The organism is Cyclonatronum proteinivorum (assembly GCF_003353065.1).
Lineage (GTDB): Bacteria > Bacteroidota > Rhodothermia > Balneolales > Cyclonatronaceae > Cyclonatronum > Cyclonatronum proteinivorum.
The window spans coordinates 1,732,893-1,752,324 of record NZ_CP027806.1; the positions used below are offsets into that span (position 1 = coordinate 1,732,893).

A 19,432-nucleotide genomic window follows, 5' to 3' on the forward strand; every position below is an offset into this window, starting at 1 on the left:
GAGTCCGCCATCCTTACTATTTTAGTTCCGGCGGCTTTCATTGCGTAAACCGAAACAAATCAAAAGGAAAGTATTTTGTCAGAAATCAAACAAGGCGACACCGTTAAAGTTCATTACACCGGCACCCTTCAGGACGGATCCGTTTTTGATTCCTCCCGTGAGCGCGAACCCCTTCAGTTCGAAATCGGTTCCGGCTCACTCATTCCGGGCTTCGAAAATGCCGTTTTGGGATTAAGTGTGGGCGAAAGTACCAAAGTTGACATTCCTTCAGGTGAAGCATACGGTGAAGTTCGCGAAGATATGATCATCAGCGTAGAGCGCGACAAGCTCCCGGCTGATATCGACCCTAAAGTGGGTATGCAGCTTCAGGTACAGCAGCAAAATGGTCAGGCCATGCCCGTTGTCATTTCCGATGTAAACGAAACACACATCACCATCGATGCCAACCATCCCCTCGCGGGTCGCGATCTCACCTTCGAAATTGAGCTCGTAGAAGTGGTCTGAGACCCAACACGAAAAAAGCTATAGTGCAGACCGGTGACCATCGTCATCCATTACCAAAGCACTGAAACTAAAAAAGCCCCGTGCACCATGTGTCCGGGGCTTTTTGCTTTTAGACAAAGTACCGCATCGCAGAGACGACGCATCCCAAAACGACCGCCATCAACCTAACATGAGCTTCACAAATGGCCGTTACTTTTTATTTTTTGGGGAAAACTCAGTGAGCATCAGGAGCTTGGCGGGTAGTTTAGGCACCCCAAACCTAAGATGGGGGCGTTGCTTTTTGGGGAGCACGCAGCAGCTTTAAAATCGTGAATCAAAAACCCGGTTGGTCCGAATACGCCGCCTGATCTCAGTTGAGCATCGGCATCCGGCCACTTGTCCAGTTCCCGATGGCTTCCAGCTCGATCGACTGATAGAAGCGGTTGCGCGACAGGATGTAGTGCTGGAACGGCCACGAATTGCTCGTCACGCGGGCCCGCTCAAAAATGATGACGGTGCGCGGATCCATGCGGTTATGGCTATAGTGCCAGATCATGGCGTCAATGCTCGACTCTACATACACCGGCGGACCCAGCAGAATGTACACCAAGCCCATATCGGTTTTCCAGCCTTCCTTAAAGGTCGAGAAAAGCCGGTTGGCCTCCTCAACACGGGTGTAGAACCGCTCAATTTGTTCCCGGGCCTGCCGCGGATTCATATCGCGCAGCCAAAAACGGTCAATTTCCCGCCGGATGGAGTCGGGGTCGCTCATGCGCATCATGTTGCGGAAATCCCGTTCCCGCATCAGATACACCAGCGGCTCAGCCATCTCCCGGACCGTGCGCACATCCGGAAATCCGGGACTCACCATAGCAAAATCGCGAAACCGAACGGTTTCTTCCGTTTGGCCGTCGGGTCCGGTCGTTTCCAGGGTGATTTCAAGCCGGTAGTTTCCCGCCTCCGGTCGCGGAAAGCTGTACTCAATCAGAATGGGGCCGGTTTCAGTATCAAGGGTGCGGCGCTGTGATGCAAGTTCGGTTTGGTCGCTGAAATCAATGCCGCGAAACTGAATGCTGCCCGAGCTCACCGGCAGGTGTCCCATCGCGCGGGCAGGGGCCGTATCGGAGCGGAATTCGATCAGCCGCATGCGCAGCTCAACCGGCAGGCTGTCATCGCTGCGCGCCACAAAAAGCTCAAACCGCAAACTGTCATGACTCGCCGGTATTAAATATGACGTGATGTTGCGGGTTTCCCCCTCGCCGAGCAGGGCAACCCGGATGTCAGAGAGCGTCGGCTCGGGGCGCTCCGGGTCGGGCACTTCAACCTGTAAAACCACCTGACTCGCTTTATTGCTCGAGCGGTCGCGCACACGCACCTCCAGCTGATAGGTGCCCGGATTTACGGGCCTCACCCGCTCAATCAGGGTGCGAAAACGCTCCGGCCCCTCGCTCGGGATGATGTCGATATTTTCGCGCAGGGTGCCGGTCACGTCTCCCTCCGCCGTAACACCCAGCTTGCGGTACTGCACACTGAGCTCAACCGCCGCCTTGCGCTGTCCGTCTATGGTGCGGAAAACCAGGTTGTTATGCGGCAGCTCAAGGTTGAGCACGACAACAGGATTATCCTCAACATCAAAAAAACTCGTTACACGCGCCAACACTTCCGGGTAGCCCGTCTGATATACATGGGAAGTGCCCCGGTCCCGGACGGTCTCCGAGCCTGAGCCACAGCCGGATGTGCCGAGTAAGAAAATCAACAGAAAAAAAACAAGCGCGCGTGACATAGGCCTGGAGAAAACGGATGAGAATATTGGGTCTTGAAAAGGGGCGATAAACGGCATTTCGGCGTAATGGGTCATATTACCGAAAAACAAATAAATTAGCCTGTCGCCCGAAAGATAACGAATGCTGCGGCCAATCATTCCCCGTGAATTTCAGACGCCTTGCCTGCGAAGCGCAACATCCGCAGAACGGCATGTCTCCCAATAAAATACATTTTACCCATCCCGCAGCTTGTATGGCCGGGCACCCTGTCAAATTTCTTGCTGAATAAAGCGGGTTAACTTTTTGTATATTTATCGGTTGTGACAAAAAGGGCTGTCCTGAGCGGGCAGTGCTTTTTGATAATCTTATTTTTTAACAGGCGCAGCGCCAAACGGGACATCCCAAACCAACAGGCTGTTTCCCGCTGTCCTTATCCTATGTTTATCCAGAATCTTAAAAAAGTGTATGAGAAACTCGAATCGCAGAACAAAAATCGTTTGTACCGTAGGTCCCAGCACAAATACGCAGGAAGGGATTGAAGGACTCATCCAAAGCGGGATGAACGTTGCCCGGCTGAATTTCTCACATGGCACCCATGAAGATCATCAGCGTGTTATTGATATGATTCGCGCTGCGGCCCGCAAGTATCAGTATAGTGTGCCCATCCTGATGGACCTTCAGGGTCCCAAAATACGCGTCGGCAAAATGAAAGACGGCGTGCAGCATGTCGAAACCGGCAGCTATGTGACCCTCACCCCGGATGACGGCGAGACCGAAGGCACCTCAACCGTAATTCCCATTGACTACCCCTACCTCGCGCAGGACGCCCGTGAAGGCGATACCATTCTCCTTGATGACGGCCTTTTTGAATTTAAAATTGTCAAAACCGCCGATGGCAACATCACCGCACGGGTGATTAACGGCGGCATGCTCAAATCCCGTAAAGGGGTGAACCTGCCGGGGCTCAAGCTCACCATTTCCTCCATTACCGAAAAAGATTACGCCGATCTCGAGTTCGGAATCAAAGCCGGTGTTGATCTCGTCGCCCTTTCCTTTGTGCGTAAAGCAGAAGATGTGCAGGAGCTCGTTTCCAAAATTCGCTCAGGCGGGTCCAATGCAGGCGTCATCGCCAAAATTGAAAAGCCCGAAGCCCTTGATGTGATTGATGAGATTATTGAAGAAGTGGACGGAATCATGGTTGCGCGCGGAGATCTTGGTATCGAAATTCCGAGTGAAAAAGTGCCCATGGTGCAGAAGCAGATCATCGACAGCTGCCGTAAGGCCGGAAAGCCGGTTATTACCGCTACCCAAATGCTCGACTCCATGATCACCAACCCGCGCCCGACACGCGCGGAAAGCTCCGATGTTGCCAACGCCATCCTTGACGGCACCGACGCCATCATGCTTTCCGGTGAAACGGCTGCCGGAAAATTCCCTTTCGAAGCTGTGCGCGTGATGGAGAAAATCTGCCGCAACGTGGAAGCTGAATCCGAAGAACTGTATCACACCCTGCCGTTTACACGTCCCGAGTGGAAGCAGAAGCAGGTCGTGGAATCCATCGCCTACTCCACAACACAGCTTGCGCAATATGTAAATGCCAAGGCCATCGCTGTGATTACGCACTCCGGCACAACCGCAAAACGGATTGCCAAGTACCGGCCTGAAGTGCCAGTGTTTGCCTTCACGGACAGTCAGCTTGTCCGGCGGCAGCTCAACCTCGTTTGGGGTGTACACAGCATAAAGCTGAAGAAAATTTCAAACACCGACGAAAGCGTAGAGCACATGGAAGACTACCTGCGCAAATCCAAGCTGTTCAGCAAAGGCGACCGGATTATCATCGCGACAGGTATGCCGCTTGCTGATCGGGTACGCACCAACATGGTCAAAATCAGCACCCTCTGATTTTGATTTCCGCAACACTTTTTGTTTTATGATGAAGGTCTCAGGGAAGGAACCTCCGCGGGCGGCATTCGGTACAACACCGGGGCAGCCCTCACGTTGCGTACCCGTCCCCAGGACCTTTTATTGTATCATACCAACCGTACTTTTCCCGGCTACACACTGAAGTAATGAATCACATCTCAACAAAACCCGCTGCATTTATCCTCCTCATTTTTGCAAGTGCGCTTATGCTTGCAGGATGTTCCGGATCACTTGGCAGCGCATGGACCAATTTTAATTCATACTTCAATACCTTCTACAACACCAAGCAGAGCTTCGAGCGGGGCTACCGGCAGTTTGAAAATCAGGTCGAACGCATTAATCCGGAGCGCCCGATTGCCATTCACCGCGCACCCGTTCGCGCCGGCGTCTCCGAATTCGAAGACACCATTCAGCGGGGCTCCGACCTCTTGCTGCGCTTCCCCGGCTCCCGCTATGTGGATGACACCGTTTTTCTGATCGGTAAGTCTTTCTTCTTCCTGCAGAATTATTTCAATGCCGAGCAGAAGTTTACGGAGCTGTACTCGGTAACTTCATCTTCCGAGCTGCGGCAACAGTCCGTGATCTGGCGGGCGCGGGCCATGCTGGAAATGGAGCGCTACAACGACGGGATCAATTTCCTGGTAGCCATGTACGACAATCCCGAAATCGACTGGGACCGCCGCAATCTTGCCGAAGCCGATTTGCTGATGGCGCAGTTTCTGGTGCAGACCAATCAGTGGGAAGAGTCAGGCCGCTTGCTGTTCGAAGCCCTGCCGGATGTGCGCGACAATGAGCTGCGTGCCCGCGGTTTTTTTCTGAACGGGCAAATCCTCGAGCACCTGGGCGAGTATCAGGCAGCCTACGATGCCTTTGACCGGGTTCGGCGTTCAAACCCGTACTATCAGATGATCTATTATGCGGAGCTCAAAAAAGGCGTCATGCTCCGCAATATGGGGCGCTATGATGAGTCGCGCAGACACTTTGCCTCCATGGCCCGCGACAACAACAATTTTGAGTTTCTGGCTGAAATCAATTTTCAGCAGGCGAAAACCCTGCACAGCATGGGGCGCGCCTACGAAGCCCGCGAAATGTACCGGGAAGTGCTCTACTTCAGCTTCCGCGCACCCGCCCGGGAAGTGCTTGCCCGTACACACTACGGCCTCGCAGAACTTTACCGCTTCGATTTTCGCGATTATCAGCGGGCTGCCGCACACTATGATACGGCTGCGCGCAACACTTCCGACCTGGAACTTCTGCCGCGGGGCTTCGACGCCCGTACGGTTTCGCGGGATTTCAGCAACTTCGCGCGCCTGAGCACTGAGCGGGCAAAAATGGACAGCTTGCTGTGGCTGGGTAACCTGCCTCCCGCGCGCTTCGATTCGGTCATCACGGTTATTCAGGAAGACTATCGTCGTCAGATGAGAGCCGCTGAACGAGAGCGCCGGCGCGAATCAACCCGGATCGTGAACGTGGAACCTTCCGACCTTGAAGACGCCACTGAGTCGGGCGAAAACGGCTTTCTGTTTCACCTGAACCGGCAGCTTATGAGTCAGGCAAGCATGCAGTTTCAGGCCCTATGGGATGGCCGGCCGTTGGTGGACAACTGGCGCCGCATGGACGCCGTCCGGCGCACTATTATCGAAGCGGAAGAAGATGAAGCGCTCGCCGAAGAGATTTTTTTCGTGGAAGAAATGGTGTTTGATGAATATGAGCTCGATCTCAGCGAAATTCCCCGCACCCGCGCCGCCCGGGATGAAATGCGCGTGCGGCTGGCCAACACCAAATACGAAATCGGCAACCTGTTTTTCTTTTCCTTCAATCAGCCCGACAGTGCACGATCGTACTTCAGCCGGATCGTAGCGGATTTCCCGACTGCGGAAGTCGTGCCGCAGGCGATGTTTTCCATCTCAGAAATCCTCTATCAGAGTGGGGATCCGGAAGAAGCAAGGGAATGGGCGCTCAAGATTGCCGACCGTCATCCCGATACGCCCTACGCGCGCAGGCTTTCAAGCCGCTTTGACCTGGCGCTCGATTCAGAGCAGGTGCCGCAAACCGATGAAGAGCGCGTGGGCTTTGCCTACCGGCAGCTACTCGGGGAAATTGAAGACCTGCCCCCCCTTGAAGCGGGTCAGCAGCTCATGGCTTTCGGAATGGCAGATACGCTGACGTCTCACGCCCCTGAAGCCCTTTTCAACGCCGTCCGACTTTTTGCTTCACACGAAAACAGCAACGACGACTTTCTCGAACGCCGCCGGACCTATGAGCAGACCCGCAGAACCTTTGAAATTGAACAGGCAGAACTCAGCACCCTGCAAGACTCCGCGCGCGTAATGCTGGCCGATACGAGTCATGTGTTTGAAGAAGAAGGCCTGCGCGAATTCTGGGAAAGTATTGCAGATTCCACGCTTGCTGAGCCCGATTTTTACGAACTCTTTCCCTATCGCGGGGAAGTGTGGGATGACGCCCGCGCGTCGCTCGAACGGATTTCGGAAGCGCATAGTAATTTCAGGCTGATCAACCGGGTAAGGAGCCTGCACGACGCCATCCGGCTGCCCGACAAACCCGAGCCCGAACCTGATCCAGACGCGGAGCCCGAAACAGATGAAATGCCGGACACTGAAACAGAAGCCGGAGACGCAGACGGGGCCCTTGCGGAAGAGCTGCCCACGGAGTTTCAGATACCGGGCATGGCGCCGAGTGGCAGGAATCAGGATTTCCCTGACCGTAGTGCAGGTGAAGGCCAAGGCGAAACCCTGCGACCGGATCAGCTGCCGGTCAATGCCACTACCGTATATGACGCAGAAGAACTCGGCCTGACGCCCGATTTTGGCATTACGCTCGAACACGCCATCGAACAATCCGGCGTGCGGCACATGATGGCTTCCATGAATATTGTGGAAGCAACTTTCAGCTTCCGCATACACATCACCGGAGAAGGTTTCACAGAGCGGGTCACACCGCTTGGCGACAATGATGAGTTCGGCTTCTCACAAATGCTGCAAAATCAGCTGCAGGAAGTGCTTGCTGCCGAACCGGCTGTGCTTGACGGGGAGCGGGTCCCGGTCATCTACATCGTCGATATCCCCGTCACAGCCGCTGAAACCGACGACTGATACCCCATCCGGTTTTCCGGCTTGTTTTTTTAACCCGCATTATTCACCAAGAAATTTTCTTGCTGGCAAGGCGAAGCTGAAAACTCAGCGGAAGGGTACCTAAGTACCCTGAGCATGAGTTTTCGGCTTCAACGCAGCCAGCGAGGAAATTTCGCAGCCTTTACACCACACCCAAATTTGGGCTACAAGTGTTTTTCGTTAAGCCCAATTTAAACTATTATTTAGCAAATTAATCCTGTTTAATTGTGAATAATGCGGGTTAAGTCTGTGCAGGTGGGTTTAGGGGGATGGTTTTGGCGTCCTTCACCAGCTGCGCAGCAATTCCCGGCAAATGGTACCGGGCAGCTGCGGACCTTCGTACACAAGTCCGGTATAAATCTGAATGAGATCAGCCCCAGCCTGCAGCCGTTTGCGGGCTTCTTTCGGGGAGTCAATCCCGCCAACGCTGATCAGGGTTTTACCCGGCGCCGTCCGCTCCCGGATGTAGGCTATGCGATCTGCCGCAGTTTTGGCAAGCGGCGTTCCGCTGAGACCGCCGTTGCCGATGGCTTCTAATTCTCCATTCGGCGTGGCAAGCCCGTCACGGCTTACCGAAGTGTTGACGGCGACATAGCCGTCTGCCTGCGCTTCTTCTGCAATCATAAGCAGCTCCCGCAGTACGCTGTCGCTGGTATCTGCAGAAAACTTGATGAAGAACGGCACGTCGCGCAGCCGAACTTCCGCGAGCGCCTGCATGAGCCGCAGAAAAAGCTCGGGCGACTCAAAAGATTTTCCGTCGCCGGTATTTGGACATGAAATATTGATGGTCGTATAATCCGCGTGCGGTGCGAGCAGTTTGTAGGAGCGCACATAGTCGTAAATGCCGCCTTCTGTTGAGCGGTGCAGGTTTGGCGTTTTGGCAATGTTGATTCCCAGCGGTACCTTTCGCGCGGCTTTTGCAGGAAGGCCCTGCGCAACGGCCCGTGCACCGTCGTTGTTGAGCCCCATGCGGTTAATCAGCGCGCGGTCTGACGGTAGCCGGAACATGCGCGGCTTGCGGTTTCCGGCACTGGGCTCCGCGGTAACGCTGCCGATTTCCAGAAAACCGAAGCCCGTAGCTGAAAGCGCCGGAATCAGCGCGCCATTTTTGTCAAAACCGGCTGCAAGCCCGACCGGATTGGGGAAGCGAAGGCCGGCGGTTTGAACTTCGAGTTTTGAATCGGTAACGCAAAGCTGCCCCTTCAGGAATTCAAGGAACGCTTCTGAGTGCTGCCAGCGCTTCAGGCGTGAGAAAACAAAATTATGAGCTTCTTCCGCTTCCATCTGAAAAAGAAGCGGGCGGATCAGCCTGCGGTAGATCATATCGTTGAAGGATGGTTAAGGAAATTGCAGGGCGGCCGTCGCCCTGTGCCAACTGTAAAATAAGCCTAAAACAAGCCATGACCATAGTGACTTTCAGTCAGCATAACCGATGAATTTCAGCACAGCAGCGCAGGTACATGCGTACATCAACACCATGCCGATGTTCGCAAGCAGCGGCAGGCAGGCGGCGCGCTTCGGCCTTGAAGGGATCACCGCCCTTTGTGAAGCAATCGGGAACCCGCAGCGTGATCTTCGCTGCATTCACGTAGCCGGAACCAATGGGAAGGGCTCGGTCTGTCAGTTGCTGCACGGCGTTTTATCCCATGCAGGCTACCGCACCGGGCTGTACACATCCCCGCATTTGGAGCGCGTCACCCAGCGTTTTGTGGTAAACGGCACGGAAATGTCAGATACCGAGCTGTTAGAGTTTTTCCGGGAGCACGGGCAGGCCGTGCTTGAATGCGCCCCTACATTTTTTGAGCTTACGACCGCCATCGCCTTCTGGCATTTCAGCAGGCAGCGCACGGATATCTGCGTGATTGAAACCGGCCTGGGCGGCCGGCTCGACGCAACCAACGTGATTACCCCGCTGGTCTCCGTCATTACAAGTATCGGACTTGATCACACCGAAATACTGGGTGAAACGCTGGCGAAAATCGCTGCGGAAAAGGCCGGAATCATCAAAGAAGGTGTGCCGGTTGTTACCGGGAAACTCCCGCCGGAAGCCTTCGGGGTAATTCGTGCCACAGCCCGCAGCAAGGGTGTCGCACTGCATAACGCGGCAGATCCGGAGCCTGAGTGGGAGAATGGCAACGTGACCCTTCGCAGCGGCATAGAAAACCATAACGGCATGCTGACCCTTTATACAGGCTTCAGGCAGCCTGTGCAGCGCTACAACATCGCTACCGCGGTTCAGGTGCTGAGTCTCCTGCACGCGGCCTATCCTGTACGTCCGGAGCTGTTAACGAAGGCCATGGCACAAATTTCCGCTTCAGGTGCCTTTGCCGGGCGTTTTGAGCAAATGCTGCCCGGCGCGGATGTCTATTACGATGGTGCACACAATACCGAAGCTTTTTCACAGGCGCTGCAGCTATCCCGGAAGATTGCAGGGGAGAGAAAAATGGTGTTGGTGTTTAGCCTTATGCGTGATAAATTAACCCCTGAATTGTGCAGGCTTATTTCAGAATTCGACGAATTGTTCTATTTTGAGGGAAATTATGGCAGAACAGCTTCTCTTTCTGAGATTCAGCAGTATCTTCCCGATACAAAAAGCTTTCAATCTGTAGTATGGTCCGATCTGAAAGATGAGGCTTTAGCCGGAAATATCATGTTGTTGTTCTCCGGTTCGCTTTATTTTTACGGGCTTGCCAAAAAAATGGTTGATTCAGGCGAGCGCGCACAAGATGTCTGAATCGTTTGCAGTCCCCGTTCTTGCGCTTCGGATGTTGCCGCCCCGTTGTTGTGTGCATCATAAAACAATTCATACAAATTATTCCAAAACGCTTGCGGCTTATCAGCGCTGATGGCATAATAATCCCTTTACGGAAAGGCCTGCAAAAAGCGGTTCTGTCCATCATAATATCCGGACGGGAAGAAGTCTACTGATAATTATACGCTCACGGGTTCCATGTACGCAGCAGTACATGCTGAAACCTTTTGATGAATGCAGCCTGAGTCCTTTTTAAAAAAACACATCACATTAAATCAAAAAAAAAGTGTGCTGACTGTATGCATATACAACAAGACAGCAGCAAATTTTTTATTTCAAATTAATCAAGCAAAAACAACCACATGGTTGAGAATCAAGACCTGAGTCAGGAAAATCTCGAAAAACGTACGGTAAAGGAACTTCAGGAATTAGCGAAGTCCATGGGTTTGAAATCCGTAACGGGAATTACGAAACAGAAACTGGTGTCGAAAATACAGCGGCATATCAGCAGCGGGGAAGCAGAAGCAGCGCGGGGACCCGGCAAGTACTGGCTGTCTGCAAAGGATGTCTTCAAAGACGCGCCCAAGCCGCCAGCTAAAAAGAGGCGGGGAACTGCTAAAGAGGCAGCCGATCCGGATTTGTTTTCGGAGGCTTCTGATGAAAAAAAACAGAGCACATCCGGCACCCCATCGGGACCCAAAAGCAGGTCAAAGTCTGGTTCCGGTACCGGTAAGAAAGCCGAAGATCAGGAAGCAAAGGTGCAGACAAGCCGGTTGAGTGGTGATTTTCTGCAGCGAAAAATTCAGGACGATAAGGATTCCATTTCAGAAAAAACCTTGCTGCACAGCCGGAAGCAGTCGGCGTCTCAGGCTGAGCCTGCGACAGAAGGGAAGCCGCTCCCGAAGGAGCTGCGTACCATGAGCCGGGAGGAAGAGCTCAAGCTTGAGCGCGAGATTCTCGAAGCCAAAGCCCGCAAGCAAAGCGGGGGCAAAGGCAGCGAAACCGACGGAAGCACTGACAGCAAGGGCGGGAACAACCGTCAGCAAAATAAAAGCTACGAGGCGGGGCAAAAGCAGCCACAGGATTCGCGCAGCAATGCGCGCGGTCAGCGGCCGTCCCAAAATAAACAGCAGCAAAACAAGGAGGCCGACTCATCCCGGTCACAAGCTGACAGGAACCAAAACAAGAATCAGAATCAGGGACAAGGCCAGAGCCAGAGCCAGAATAAGGATCAGCAGCGTCAGGGGGCGTCCGGTTCAGGCGGGAAGGGGCAGCAGTCACAGGCCGCGGGTTCAAAATCCGGTGGCGGCAGGCAGCAGCAGTCGGGTGAGGCCGCGCAGAAAAAGGAAGCTTCGGGCAATAAGCCTTCACCGAAGCAGCAGCAAAACCAGCAGCAGTCGCAGCAACAGTCGGGTAAGGCAGATCAGGGGAAACAGCGCGGTAACAGTGAGGACGATTATTCGGATTTGCCCGAATCGGACGCTGCAACCCTTGCCGAACATATCGAAATTATAACGCCACAGCTTGGCGGGTACTTGGTCAATGAAGGCACGCTTGAGATTCTGCCCGAGGGCTATGGTTTCCTGCGTTCGCCCAATTACAATTACCTGGCGAGTCCCGATGATATTTACGTATCCCCATCGCAAATTAAGCGGTTTGCGCTGCGTCAGGGCGATACGGTTGTTGGCATTATCCGCCCGCCTAAGGTTGGGGAGCGGTATTTCGCGCTTCTGCGGGTTGACGGAATCAACGGCAAAATTCCGCGCAATATGGACGAGCGCCCTGATTTTGACGAGCTTCTGCCGGTGTATCCGAATCAGCGGCTTAAGCTGGAAACATCTCCGTTTCAGTACACGACCCGGATGATGGATCTGTTTTGCCCGCTGGGTAAGGGGCAGCGCGGACTCATCGTGGCGCAGCCCAAAACCGGGAAGACGTCGATTTTGCGCATGGCCGCCAACGCGATTGCGCAGAACAACCCGGAGGCACAGATCATTATTTTGCTGATTGATGAGCGTCCGGAAGAAGTGACGGAAATGGACCGCAATGTTGCAAGTGCGGAGGTTGTCGCGTCCACTTTTGATATGAAGCCCGAGAATCACATCGCGCTTGCAGAGCTTGTGTTTGAAAAAGCCAAGCGCCTTGTGGAAAGCGGAAATGACGTGGTTATTCTGATGGATTCGCTCACCCGCCTTGCCCGTGCCTACAATATTGCGACCAATTCGGGCCGCACCATGAGCGGCGGCGTGGACTCCGAGGCCCTTAAAAAGCCACGGAAACTCTTCAGTCTTGCCCGAAACATCGAAAACGGCGGCAGTCTGACCATTCTGGCAACCGCCCTTGTAAACACCGGTTCCCGTATGGACGACGTGATTTTCGAGGAGTTCAAAGGCACCGGTAACATGGAAATGGTGCTGGAACGCCGGATTTCGGAACAGCGGGTGTACCCTGCCATTGATGTGTTCAAAAGCGGTACCCGGAAGGAAGAGCTTTTTGTTCGTGATGATGAGCGGCAGAAGGTCGTATTGCTGCGCCGTTTCCTGTCCAACATGTCGCCGCTTGAATCGGTGGAGTTTATGCTGGATAAAATCAGGGGCACGCGCAACAATCAGGAGTTTCTGATTTCGATGAATCAGTAGGCTGTGTCAGCGATCTTTTTTTTGGAGGGATGATGGTTGGATAGGCCTGCCAAAAAGCAAGGGGCTCATCTTAGGTTTGGGGTTTTTCAATCTGCCACGAAAGACCGTGATGTTCACGGAGTTTCCCCCAAATAAAAAAAGCCCCCAAAATGCCTGCCAAAGCCTTGTTCAGGCTGACCCTGATTTTGGTGCTTACTGGAAAGTTTGAATTGAACTGATAAAAAAACGCCCGTCCGGTTTTGAAGCCGGGCGGGCGTTTTTTGTGCAAGGGGGTTTTGGGGATTTATTTCACTTCAAGCTGCCAGGGGAGGAGGGCCCATGCATGCGGTCGGGCGGAGGTTTCGGCCATGTGGCGGATGAAGCTCATTTCTTCGTACATCGGGATGTTGCGGCTGAAGATATTGCGGACGCTGACTTCGGAGCGGCTTGCGAGGGTTTCGAGGAAGCTTTGGTCGCGCGGCAGCTCGCGTACGCTCCATGCGGTGAGGCCGGCTTTATCGGCGGCGAACTGTATGGCCATGTCGAGACCGCCTACCGCGTCGATGAGACCGGCATTGCGGGCGTCTTCACCGCTCCAGACGCGGCCCTGTGCTACTTCGTGAATGTCTTCGACGCTCATACCGCGGCTTTCTGATACGCGGGCGAGGAATTTGTCGTAGGCGTCATCGATGAAGAAACTGAAGGCGTCACGCTGCGAAGCGCTGAGCGGGCGGGTCGGGCTGAGCCAGTTTGCGTTGTCATGGAAGCGGATTTCGTCGTAGTCGAGTTTGAGGCGGTCTTCGAGCAGGCGTGTTGCGTCGAAGCGCAGGCCAATGACGCCAATGGAGCCGGTGATGGTTGTGCGGTCGGCTACGATGGTTTCAGCGGCCATGGCGATGTAGTATCCGCCGGAGGCTGCGACGGCACCCATGGAAGCGACAACCGGCTTTTGTTCGCGGGCTTCCTGAATAAGCTGCCAAATGGCGTCGGAGGTTGCCGCGGAACCGCCGGGGCTGTTGATCCGCACAACGATTGCTTTCACATTGTTGTCGTTGAGGGCGCGGTTGAGGGAGCGCTGGAAGTTATCGACGTTGATGGTCTGTTCGCTGCCGAAGGCAAAGGGATCGTCGGTGCCGGGCATGATGGCGCCGTTGGCATAAATAACGGCAACCGCTTCACGGGGGGCACGCTCAAGGCCTGCGGACCGCTCGCTTACGCGCTCATACCGGCGGCTGGATATGCGGTTGAGGTCGTCGCCTTCATCAAGCCCAATACGGGATTTAATGCGGGCTTCAAGCTCGGAGGGGAATACGATGGCGTCGATGAGGCCGCGTTCTGCGTAGTATTCAATATCAAGCCTGGGAGGCTGATTCATCATTTGGGTAACTTCACTGCGGCTCATGCCGGTGCGCTCTGCAACGGCTTGCTCGAGCTCATCGGTGATGTGGCTGAAGATGGCGGTGAGCTGTTCGCGGTCTTCTGCCGAGAAGTTGGTGCGCTGAAACATGTCGCCCGCTGACTTGTAGGCGCCCTGATGAATGACTTCGGCTTCGACACCGATTTCGTCGAGCATGGATTTCAGGAACATGCCTTCAAGTACAAGGCCGTCAAATTGCGTGAGGCTCATCGGCGGGGCAAAAATAGAATCGGCCGCACTTGCGAGGTAGAAGCCCTGTTCGTTGAGGCCGAGGTCGTTGGTTGTGGCGTAGATGAATTTGCCGGACTCTTCCCGGAAGTTTATCATGGCACGGCGCAGGTGCTGCAGGGTTGGCCATGAGGTTGCCACAAAATCAACTTCGAGCAATATGCCTTCGATGTTTTCATCGGCGGCGGCTTTACGCAGGTTGTTTTCAAAACTGCGAACGGAGAAGGCGCCGGGGGAACCGGAGGCGAAGAACTGTTCGAAGGGATCACTTGATGTGCGCTCCGCAATACCGCCGGAGGCTTTCATGAAGAGGACGGTGTTTGGACTTACCTTTGGTTCGGGATCGCTTGAGGTTGCGACAAATAAAATGAAGAGGAAAAAGAAAAATAGAACAAAGACCATGATGAAGCCGATGGCCGATGCAAATACCTGTTTTATAAAATCGATCATGAGTGATGTGAAGTGCGTTTTTATGAGTTTTTGTGGTATGTTAATTTAGGGATAAAATCACCAAACTGTCATACGTGTTCTCTTCGCATTGTTGCAGGCTAATTTCAAAAAGAGGAAGGCATTCGTGGTTTGCTGTTGGCCGCATGCCTTAGAAAATGTGCCGGATTGGCTTTCAGGTTTAGTATCTTCAACAGCCGCGCTGAATGAAGCCGGGATACAGCATGTTTACTCCGCAATCCTAAGCCTGCAAGGCAGGTTCATTTGTCCGCACTTCCAATTTTAACCGCATATTTTTTAATGAGCAAAACCTACGACGCTATCGTCATCGGATCCGGTCATAATGGCCTTACAACAGCTTGCTACCTTGCCAAAGCCGGCTACGCTGTGCTTGTACTTGAACGCCGTGACACGATAGGCGGGGCGGTATGCACCGAAACCATGTTTAAAAGTGAAGCCTATCCTGAGGGCTTCCGCATGGATGTGGGCTCATCCGCACATTTCATGATTCACCAAACCCCTGTTATTCAGGATCTCGAGCTGGAGAAATACGGTCTCGAGTATATTGAGATGGATCCTTTCATGTCGTTTCCGGTGCCCGGTGAACAAAAAGTAATTCACTTCCATCGCAGCATTGAGCAAACCATGGCGTCCATTGCGCAGGTTTCCGAAGAAGACGCCCGCTCCTATAAGGAGTTTATTGAATTTTGGAAGCGTATTAACCGGGGCGTGCTCAAAACCTTTCTGGTGCCCCCGACAACTGGTAACATTTTCAGTGAAATGGCCCGCGGACAAATCCGTGACGGCAGCATGTTTGCCAAAGGGGAACAGGTGACCGGGCTTCAGCAAATCTTTGCAAGCTATGAACAGGTCGTAAACCGCTATTTCAAAAATGAGCACGTGAAAACGGCGCTTATCTGGATGGCCGCGCAGTCTGGTCCGCCACCGGATCAAAGTGCGACGGGTCCGTTTGTTGGCTGGCAGGCTATGCTGCATGAAAGCGGCGGCAAGCGTCCCCGGGGCGGCAGCGGCATGCTTACGCAGGCGATGGCGCAAATGCTGAAAGCCCACGGAGGCGAAATCAGGTCTGATTCCCCCGTTGAACAGATTCTGGTTTCCGGCAAGCGTGCGTATGGCGTTCGCGTAAAAGGAGGCGAAGAATATCTGAGCCGGGTCGTGATTTCCAACGCGCATGTGCAAACGACTATGCTCAACATGGTGGGTCCGGAACACCTGGAAGCCAACGCGTTCCGGAATGTCGAAAACATCAATGTGGGCAACGGCTTTGGTATGGTTATCCGCTGTGCGGTAAAAGAGTTGCCGAAATATACAAGCTGCCCAGACGACCCGTATGTGCACAACGGCCTGCAGTTGCTCTGTCCGGATATGGCGTACATGAAGCGGGCCATCGGCAACTATTACAAAGGACTGCCGCCTGAGAAGCCTGCGGTCGTAGCCATGACTTTCTCCAACATCGACAGCACGTTGGCACCTGAGGGCGCGCACACGCTCTTCCTGTGGGCACAGTGGCACCCGTACGAGCTGCAAAACGATCTCGAATGGGACCGGATCAGGGTTGAGGAGGCGCAAAAGATTTACGATGTGGTTGTTGATTATGCGCCGAATATGAAGGATAAGCTCATTGACTGGTACATTCAGACCCCGCTGGATATTGAGCGGAAACACGGCCTTCTGAAAGGCAATGTGATGCATGTCGAAATGACCTTCGATCAGATGTTCATGTTCCGTCCTACGCCTGAGCTGAGCCGCTACGAAACCCCCATCCGCAATCTTTATCTGTCGAGTGCTTCCTGCCATCCCGGAGGCGGCGTGTTTGCTGCCGCGGGACATAATGCAGCGCAGGTTGTGCTGAAGGCGCTTAAAAAGAAAAAGTGGTTTTAGAAAAAGCCCTGCCAAGGTCCACGCCTGTAGAACTCTGAAGATGAACATCAGCTCCGCATTTTATGACTTTCGCAACCGCAATGTTCAGATCAGCCGGTGGAGGCTTAGCATTGATCCGCTGTTGCCGCTTGTGTTGCTCTTGCTGGCCTGGGCGCTGAGTTCGCGCTATTACCCGGAAATGCTGTATCTGTCGGCAGCCTGGAAATACTGGATGCTTGGCGGGCTCACAGCGGTTTTCATCACGGTATCCATCCTGATCCATGAGCTGGGGCATAGTAGCGTAGCGCGCGCCCTGAATATTCCGATCGAGCGCATACATCTGTATCTGTTCGGCGGAATGGCGGAGCTGCAGCACAGGCCGCATGCTGCGCGTCAGGAGTTCTGGATAGCCCTTGCCGGGCCGATGGCTTCCCTGGGTGTGGCATTGTTTTCCTGGGTGATGTACGCCCTGGTTCTGGACCCAACCTTTATGGCGTGGTATTTTTTCCGGTTTCTGGCGCTCATCAACCTGCTTATTGCGCTGTTTAACCTGCTTCCCATTTTTCCTTTGGATGGCGGTCGCCTGCTGCGTTCCGTAATCTGGGCCGTAAACGGCAACTACCTGCGGGCTTCATGGCTGACCAAGCGGGCGGGCAGCTTTATCGCCGGCCTGTTGCTGCTGCTTGCTTTGGCCGATTACACCTGGCTGCAGTCCGACTACGTAATTTTTAGCGGCATTCTGGCCCTTTACATGATGTACACCTGGTACAGCGGCCGGTATGAACTCAACTATATGCCCAGCGCCGGGGATCTCATTCGTCCGGCACCGGAAGCTGAAACGACGCAGGCGCTGGTAGAACAGCTAATGCCCCCCCGCGAACAGCTGCTGAAGCGCTGCATTTTTCCGGTGCTTGAACATGGTGAGCCCTACGAGCGGCTCATAATTGAAGGTAAGGTTCTGAATAGCGCGGCGGATGACATCAGTCAGCTCCCGGCAAAGCCCGCTGTAACCGGTGATTTTATTGACCTGGATGAACCCAACAGCTGGTCATCTTCCGTTGTGTACAACGCAGAGTGGATTCCGGTCTATCATAGCGGGCGTGTGGTAGGTATGTGCGACGCCAAAGAACTCCGGTTTTGGCTTCAGCAAAATGAAAACGCCATTCATCTGTGGCTGCCGCGAACAGGCAAAGGGATCACTTAATGTCACCTGCGAGCTTAGCCCGCATTATTCACAATTAAACAGAATTCATTAGCTAAATGTAAGTTTAATTTCGACTTAGTAAAAAAAAGTGGTAGCCCAAATTTGGGTGTGGTTTAAAGACTGCGAAATTTCCTCGCTGGCTACGTTGAAGCTGAAAACTCATGCTCAGGGTACTTGGGTACCTTTCCGCTGAGTTTTCAGCTTCGCCTTGCCAGCAAGAAAATTTCTTGGTGAATAATGCGGGTTAGATAGAAGAAGCTGTTCGGCATACAAAAACATGAATAGCTATGATTTCACGTGATTCATCCTGCTTAATTTGCTACATTAATTTTTTAAGACTACAGACTTAACCGGTATAAGCAAGCTTCCCCATTACAGAAAATCTGCAGACGGAATGTTAAACAGCACCAAAACAATAACGGCCAAAGATGTTGCGACTTCCTATGTGGAAGTCAGCAAAAGTGCGTTGCAGCAAAATGTTCGTACCCTGACTGAACTTGCCGGTGACAGGATTAAAACCATGGCCATTGTAAAAGCAAATGCCTATGGACACGGTGCTGCCATTGTAGCCGAAGCCCTGGAAGGAAAGGTGACAGCACTCGGGGTTGCAACGGTTGAGGAAGCGATCAACCTTCGTAAATCGGGTATCATTGCTCCTATTCTCGTTTTTGCCCCGGTAAGGAAAGAAACCGTGGGCGATTATAAATCCTTTAACCTTGTTGCTACCGTCGGCTCTTTTGAAGAGCTGGGCATGATTACTCCTTCGATGTCATTTCACCTGGAGTTTGATACCGGTATGGGGCGACTGGGTTTTTATCCGGAAGACTGGCCGGAAATACGGGATTTTGTGACGGCGAATATGCTCAAGCCTTCCGGTATCATGACGCACTTTGCCTGTGCTGATTCACCCAGCCATCCCATGACCATCCGGCAAAATGCTGCCTTTGAAGACCTTCTCCGAACGATGGACACCTTTACGAGAGGAAAAGTCATCCATGCGTCAAACTCGGGAGGATTACTTTTTTATCCGCAGGCCCGATATAGCATGGTTCGCTTCGGCCTGAGTTTGTACGGCTATTCCCCTTCTCCCACCTACGCACTTCCGGGCCTTAAGCCGGTGTTAAGCTGGAAGACCCGTATTTGTGCAAGCCGTGCCATTCATGCCGGTGCTACCGTCAGCTACGAGGCCACATGGTCCGCACCCGAAGACGGCTGGCTGCTGGTGCTGCCCGTTGGCTACGCAGACGGCATTCCGCGCGCGCTCAGCAATCAGATTGTTATGCGCTGTAACGGGCAGCTATTACCACAGGCAGGTACTGTGACCATGGATTACACCATGCTTTTTTGCCGTAATTACATCGGGCCTGGAACAGAAGTAACCATATTGGGAGATGAAGCCATGACCGCCGATCAATGGGCCACGCTCACCGATACCATCCCCTACGAAACCCTGTGCGGCATACATGCCAAAATCGAACGCCGGCTTGTGGTGTAATGCGGTCTGTTTCAGCTGAAATGCACTGCACCTTTTTTGCTATTTTGGGAATCTGATCCAATCCTTGTTCATGGTCTTCACAGAAAAAGA

11 protein-coding genes are annotated in these 19,432 nt (G+C 53.4%); 8 read left to right on the forward strand and 3 right to left on the reverse strand.

From position 1 onward, the window contains the following. Nucleotides 1-75 precede the first annotated feature (75 nt). On the forward strand, nucleotides 76-504 hold the full coding sequence (locus CYPRO_RS06820; RefSeq protein WP_114983902.1) for an FKBP-type peptidyl-prolyl cis-trans isomerase: 429 nt from the start codon (nucleotides 76-78) through the stop codon (nucleotides 502-504). A gap of 349 nt (nucleotides 505-853) precedes the next feature. Here the strand turns inward: CYPRO_RS06820 and CYPRO_RS06825 are convergent, their stop codons facing one another. Further along, nucleotides 854-2,266, reverse strand: coding sequence for a GWxTD domain-containing protein (locus CYPRO_RS06825; RefSeq protein WP_164682608.1), 1,413 nt, complete (start codon nucleotides 2,264-2,266; stop codon nucleotides 854-856). A 445-nt stretch (nucleotides 2,267-2,711) separates the two neighbouring features. On the opposite strand from CYPRO_RS06825, the gene pyk reads away from it, so the two are divergent. Together pyk and porW are read left to right on the forward strand one after the other, a co-directional pair. Next, nucleotides 2,712-4,148, forward strand: coding sequence for a pyruvate kinase (gene pyk, locus CYPRO_RS06830; protein WP_114983904.1), 1,437 nt, complete (start codon nucleotides 2,712-2,714; stop codon nucleotides 4,146-4,148). Nucleotides 4,149-4,315: 167 nt separating this feature from the next. Continuing rightward, a complete protein-coding gene (porW, locus tag CYPRO_RS06835; protein WP_114983905.1) occupies nucleotides 4,316-7,282 on the forward strand; it encodes a type IX secretion system periplasmic lipoprotein PorW/SprE in 2,967 nt (988 codons plus the stop codon). A gap of 303 nt (nucleotides 7,283-7,585) precedes the next feature. Here porW and CYPRO_RS06840 read toward each other — a convergent pair whose 3' ends face one another. Further along, entirely contained in the window at nucleotides 7,586-8,623 is a 1,038-nt protein-coding gene (locus tag CYPRO_RS06840) for a quinone-dependent dihydroorotate dehydrogenase (RefSeq protein ID WP_114983906.1), read from the reverse strand. A gap of 109 nt (nucleotides 8,624-8,732) precedes the next feature. Here CYPRO_RS06840 and CYPRO_RS06845 point away from each other — a divergent pair, with 109 nt between their 5' ends. Together CYPRO_RS06845 and rho are read left to right on the forward strand one after the other, a co-directional pair. Next, entirely contained in the window at nucleotides 8,733-10,034 is a 1,302-nt protein-coding gene (locus CYPRO_RS06845) for a bifunctional folylpolyglutamate synthase/dihydrofolate synthase (protein WP_114983907.1), read from the forward strand. 380 nt (nucleotides 10,035-10,414) lie between these two features. Next, a complete protein-coding gene (gene rho / locus CYPRO_RS06850) occupies nucleotides 10,415-12,691 on the forward strand; it encodes a transcription termination factor Rho (RefSeq protein WP_114983908.1) in 2,277 nt (758 codons plus the stop codon). A 283-nt stretch (nucleotides 12,692-12,974) separates the two neighbouring features. Here the strand turns inward: rho and sppA are convergent, their stop codons facing one another. Further along, nucleotides 12,975-14,765 (reverse strand): signal peptide peptidase SppA, encoded by a 1,791-nt coding sequence (gene sppA / locus CYPRO_RS06860; RefSeq protein WP_114983910.1) that lies wholly within the window; start codon nucleotides 14,763-14,765, stop codon nucleotides 12,975-12,977. A gap of 297 nt (nucleotides 14,766-15,062) precedes the next feature. Here sppA and CYPRO_RS06865 point away from each other — a divergent pair, with 297 nt between their 5' ends. The 3 genes from CYPRO_RS06865 to alr all read left to right on the forward strand — a co-directional run bounded on the left by CYPRO_RS06865 (nucleotide 15,063) and on the right by alr (nucleotide 19,342). Then, the gene (locus CYPRO_RS06865; protein WP_114983911.1) at nucleotides 15,063-16,664 is read left to right on the forward strand and encodes a phytoene desaturase family protein; all 1,602 of its coding nucleotides are present in this window, start codon (nucleotides 15,063-15,065) and stop codon (nucleotides 16,662-16,664) included. 40 nt (nucleotides 16,665-16,704) lie between these two features. Beyond that, complete coding sequence (locus CYPRO_RS06870) at nucleotides 16,705-17,847, forward strand: site-2 protease family protein (RefSeq protein ID WP_114983912.1); 1,143 nt, start codon at nucleotides 16,705-16,707, stop codon at nucleotides 17,845-17,847. Nucleotides 17,848-18,241: 394 nt separating this feature from the next. Next, the gene (alr, locus tag CYPRO_RS06875; RefSeq protein ID WP_114983913.1) at nucleotides 18,242-19,342 is read left to right on the forward strand and encodes an alanine racemase; all 1,101 of its coding nucleotides are present in this window, start codon (nucleotides 18,242-18,244) and stop codon (nucleotides 19,340-19,342) included. Nucleotides 19,343-19,432: the final 90 nt, after the last annotated feature.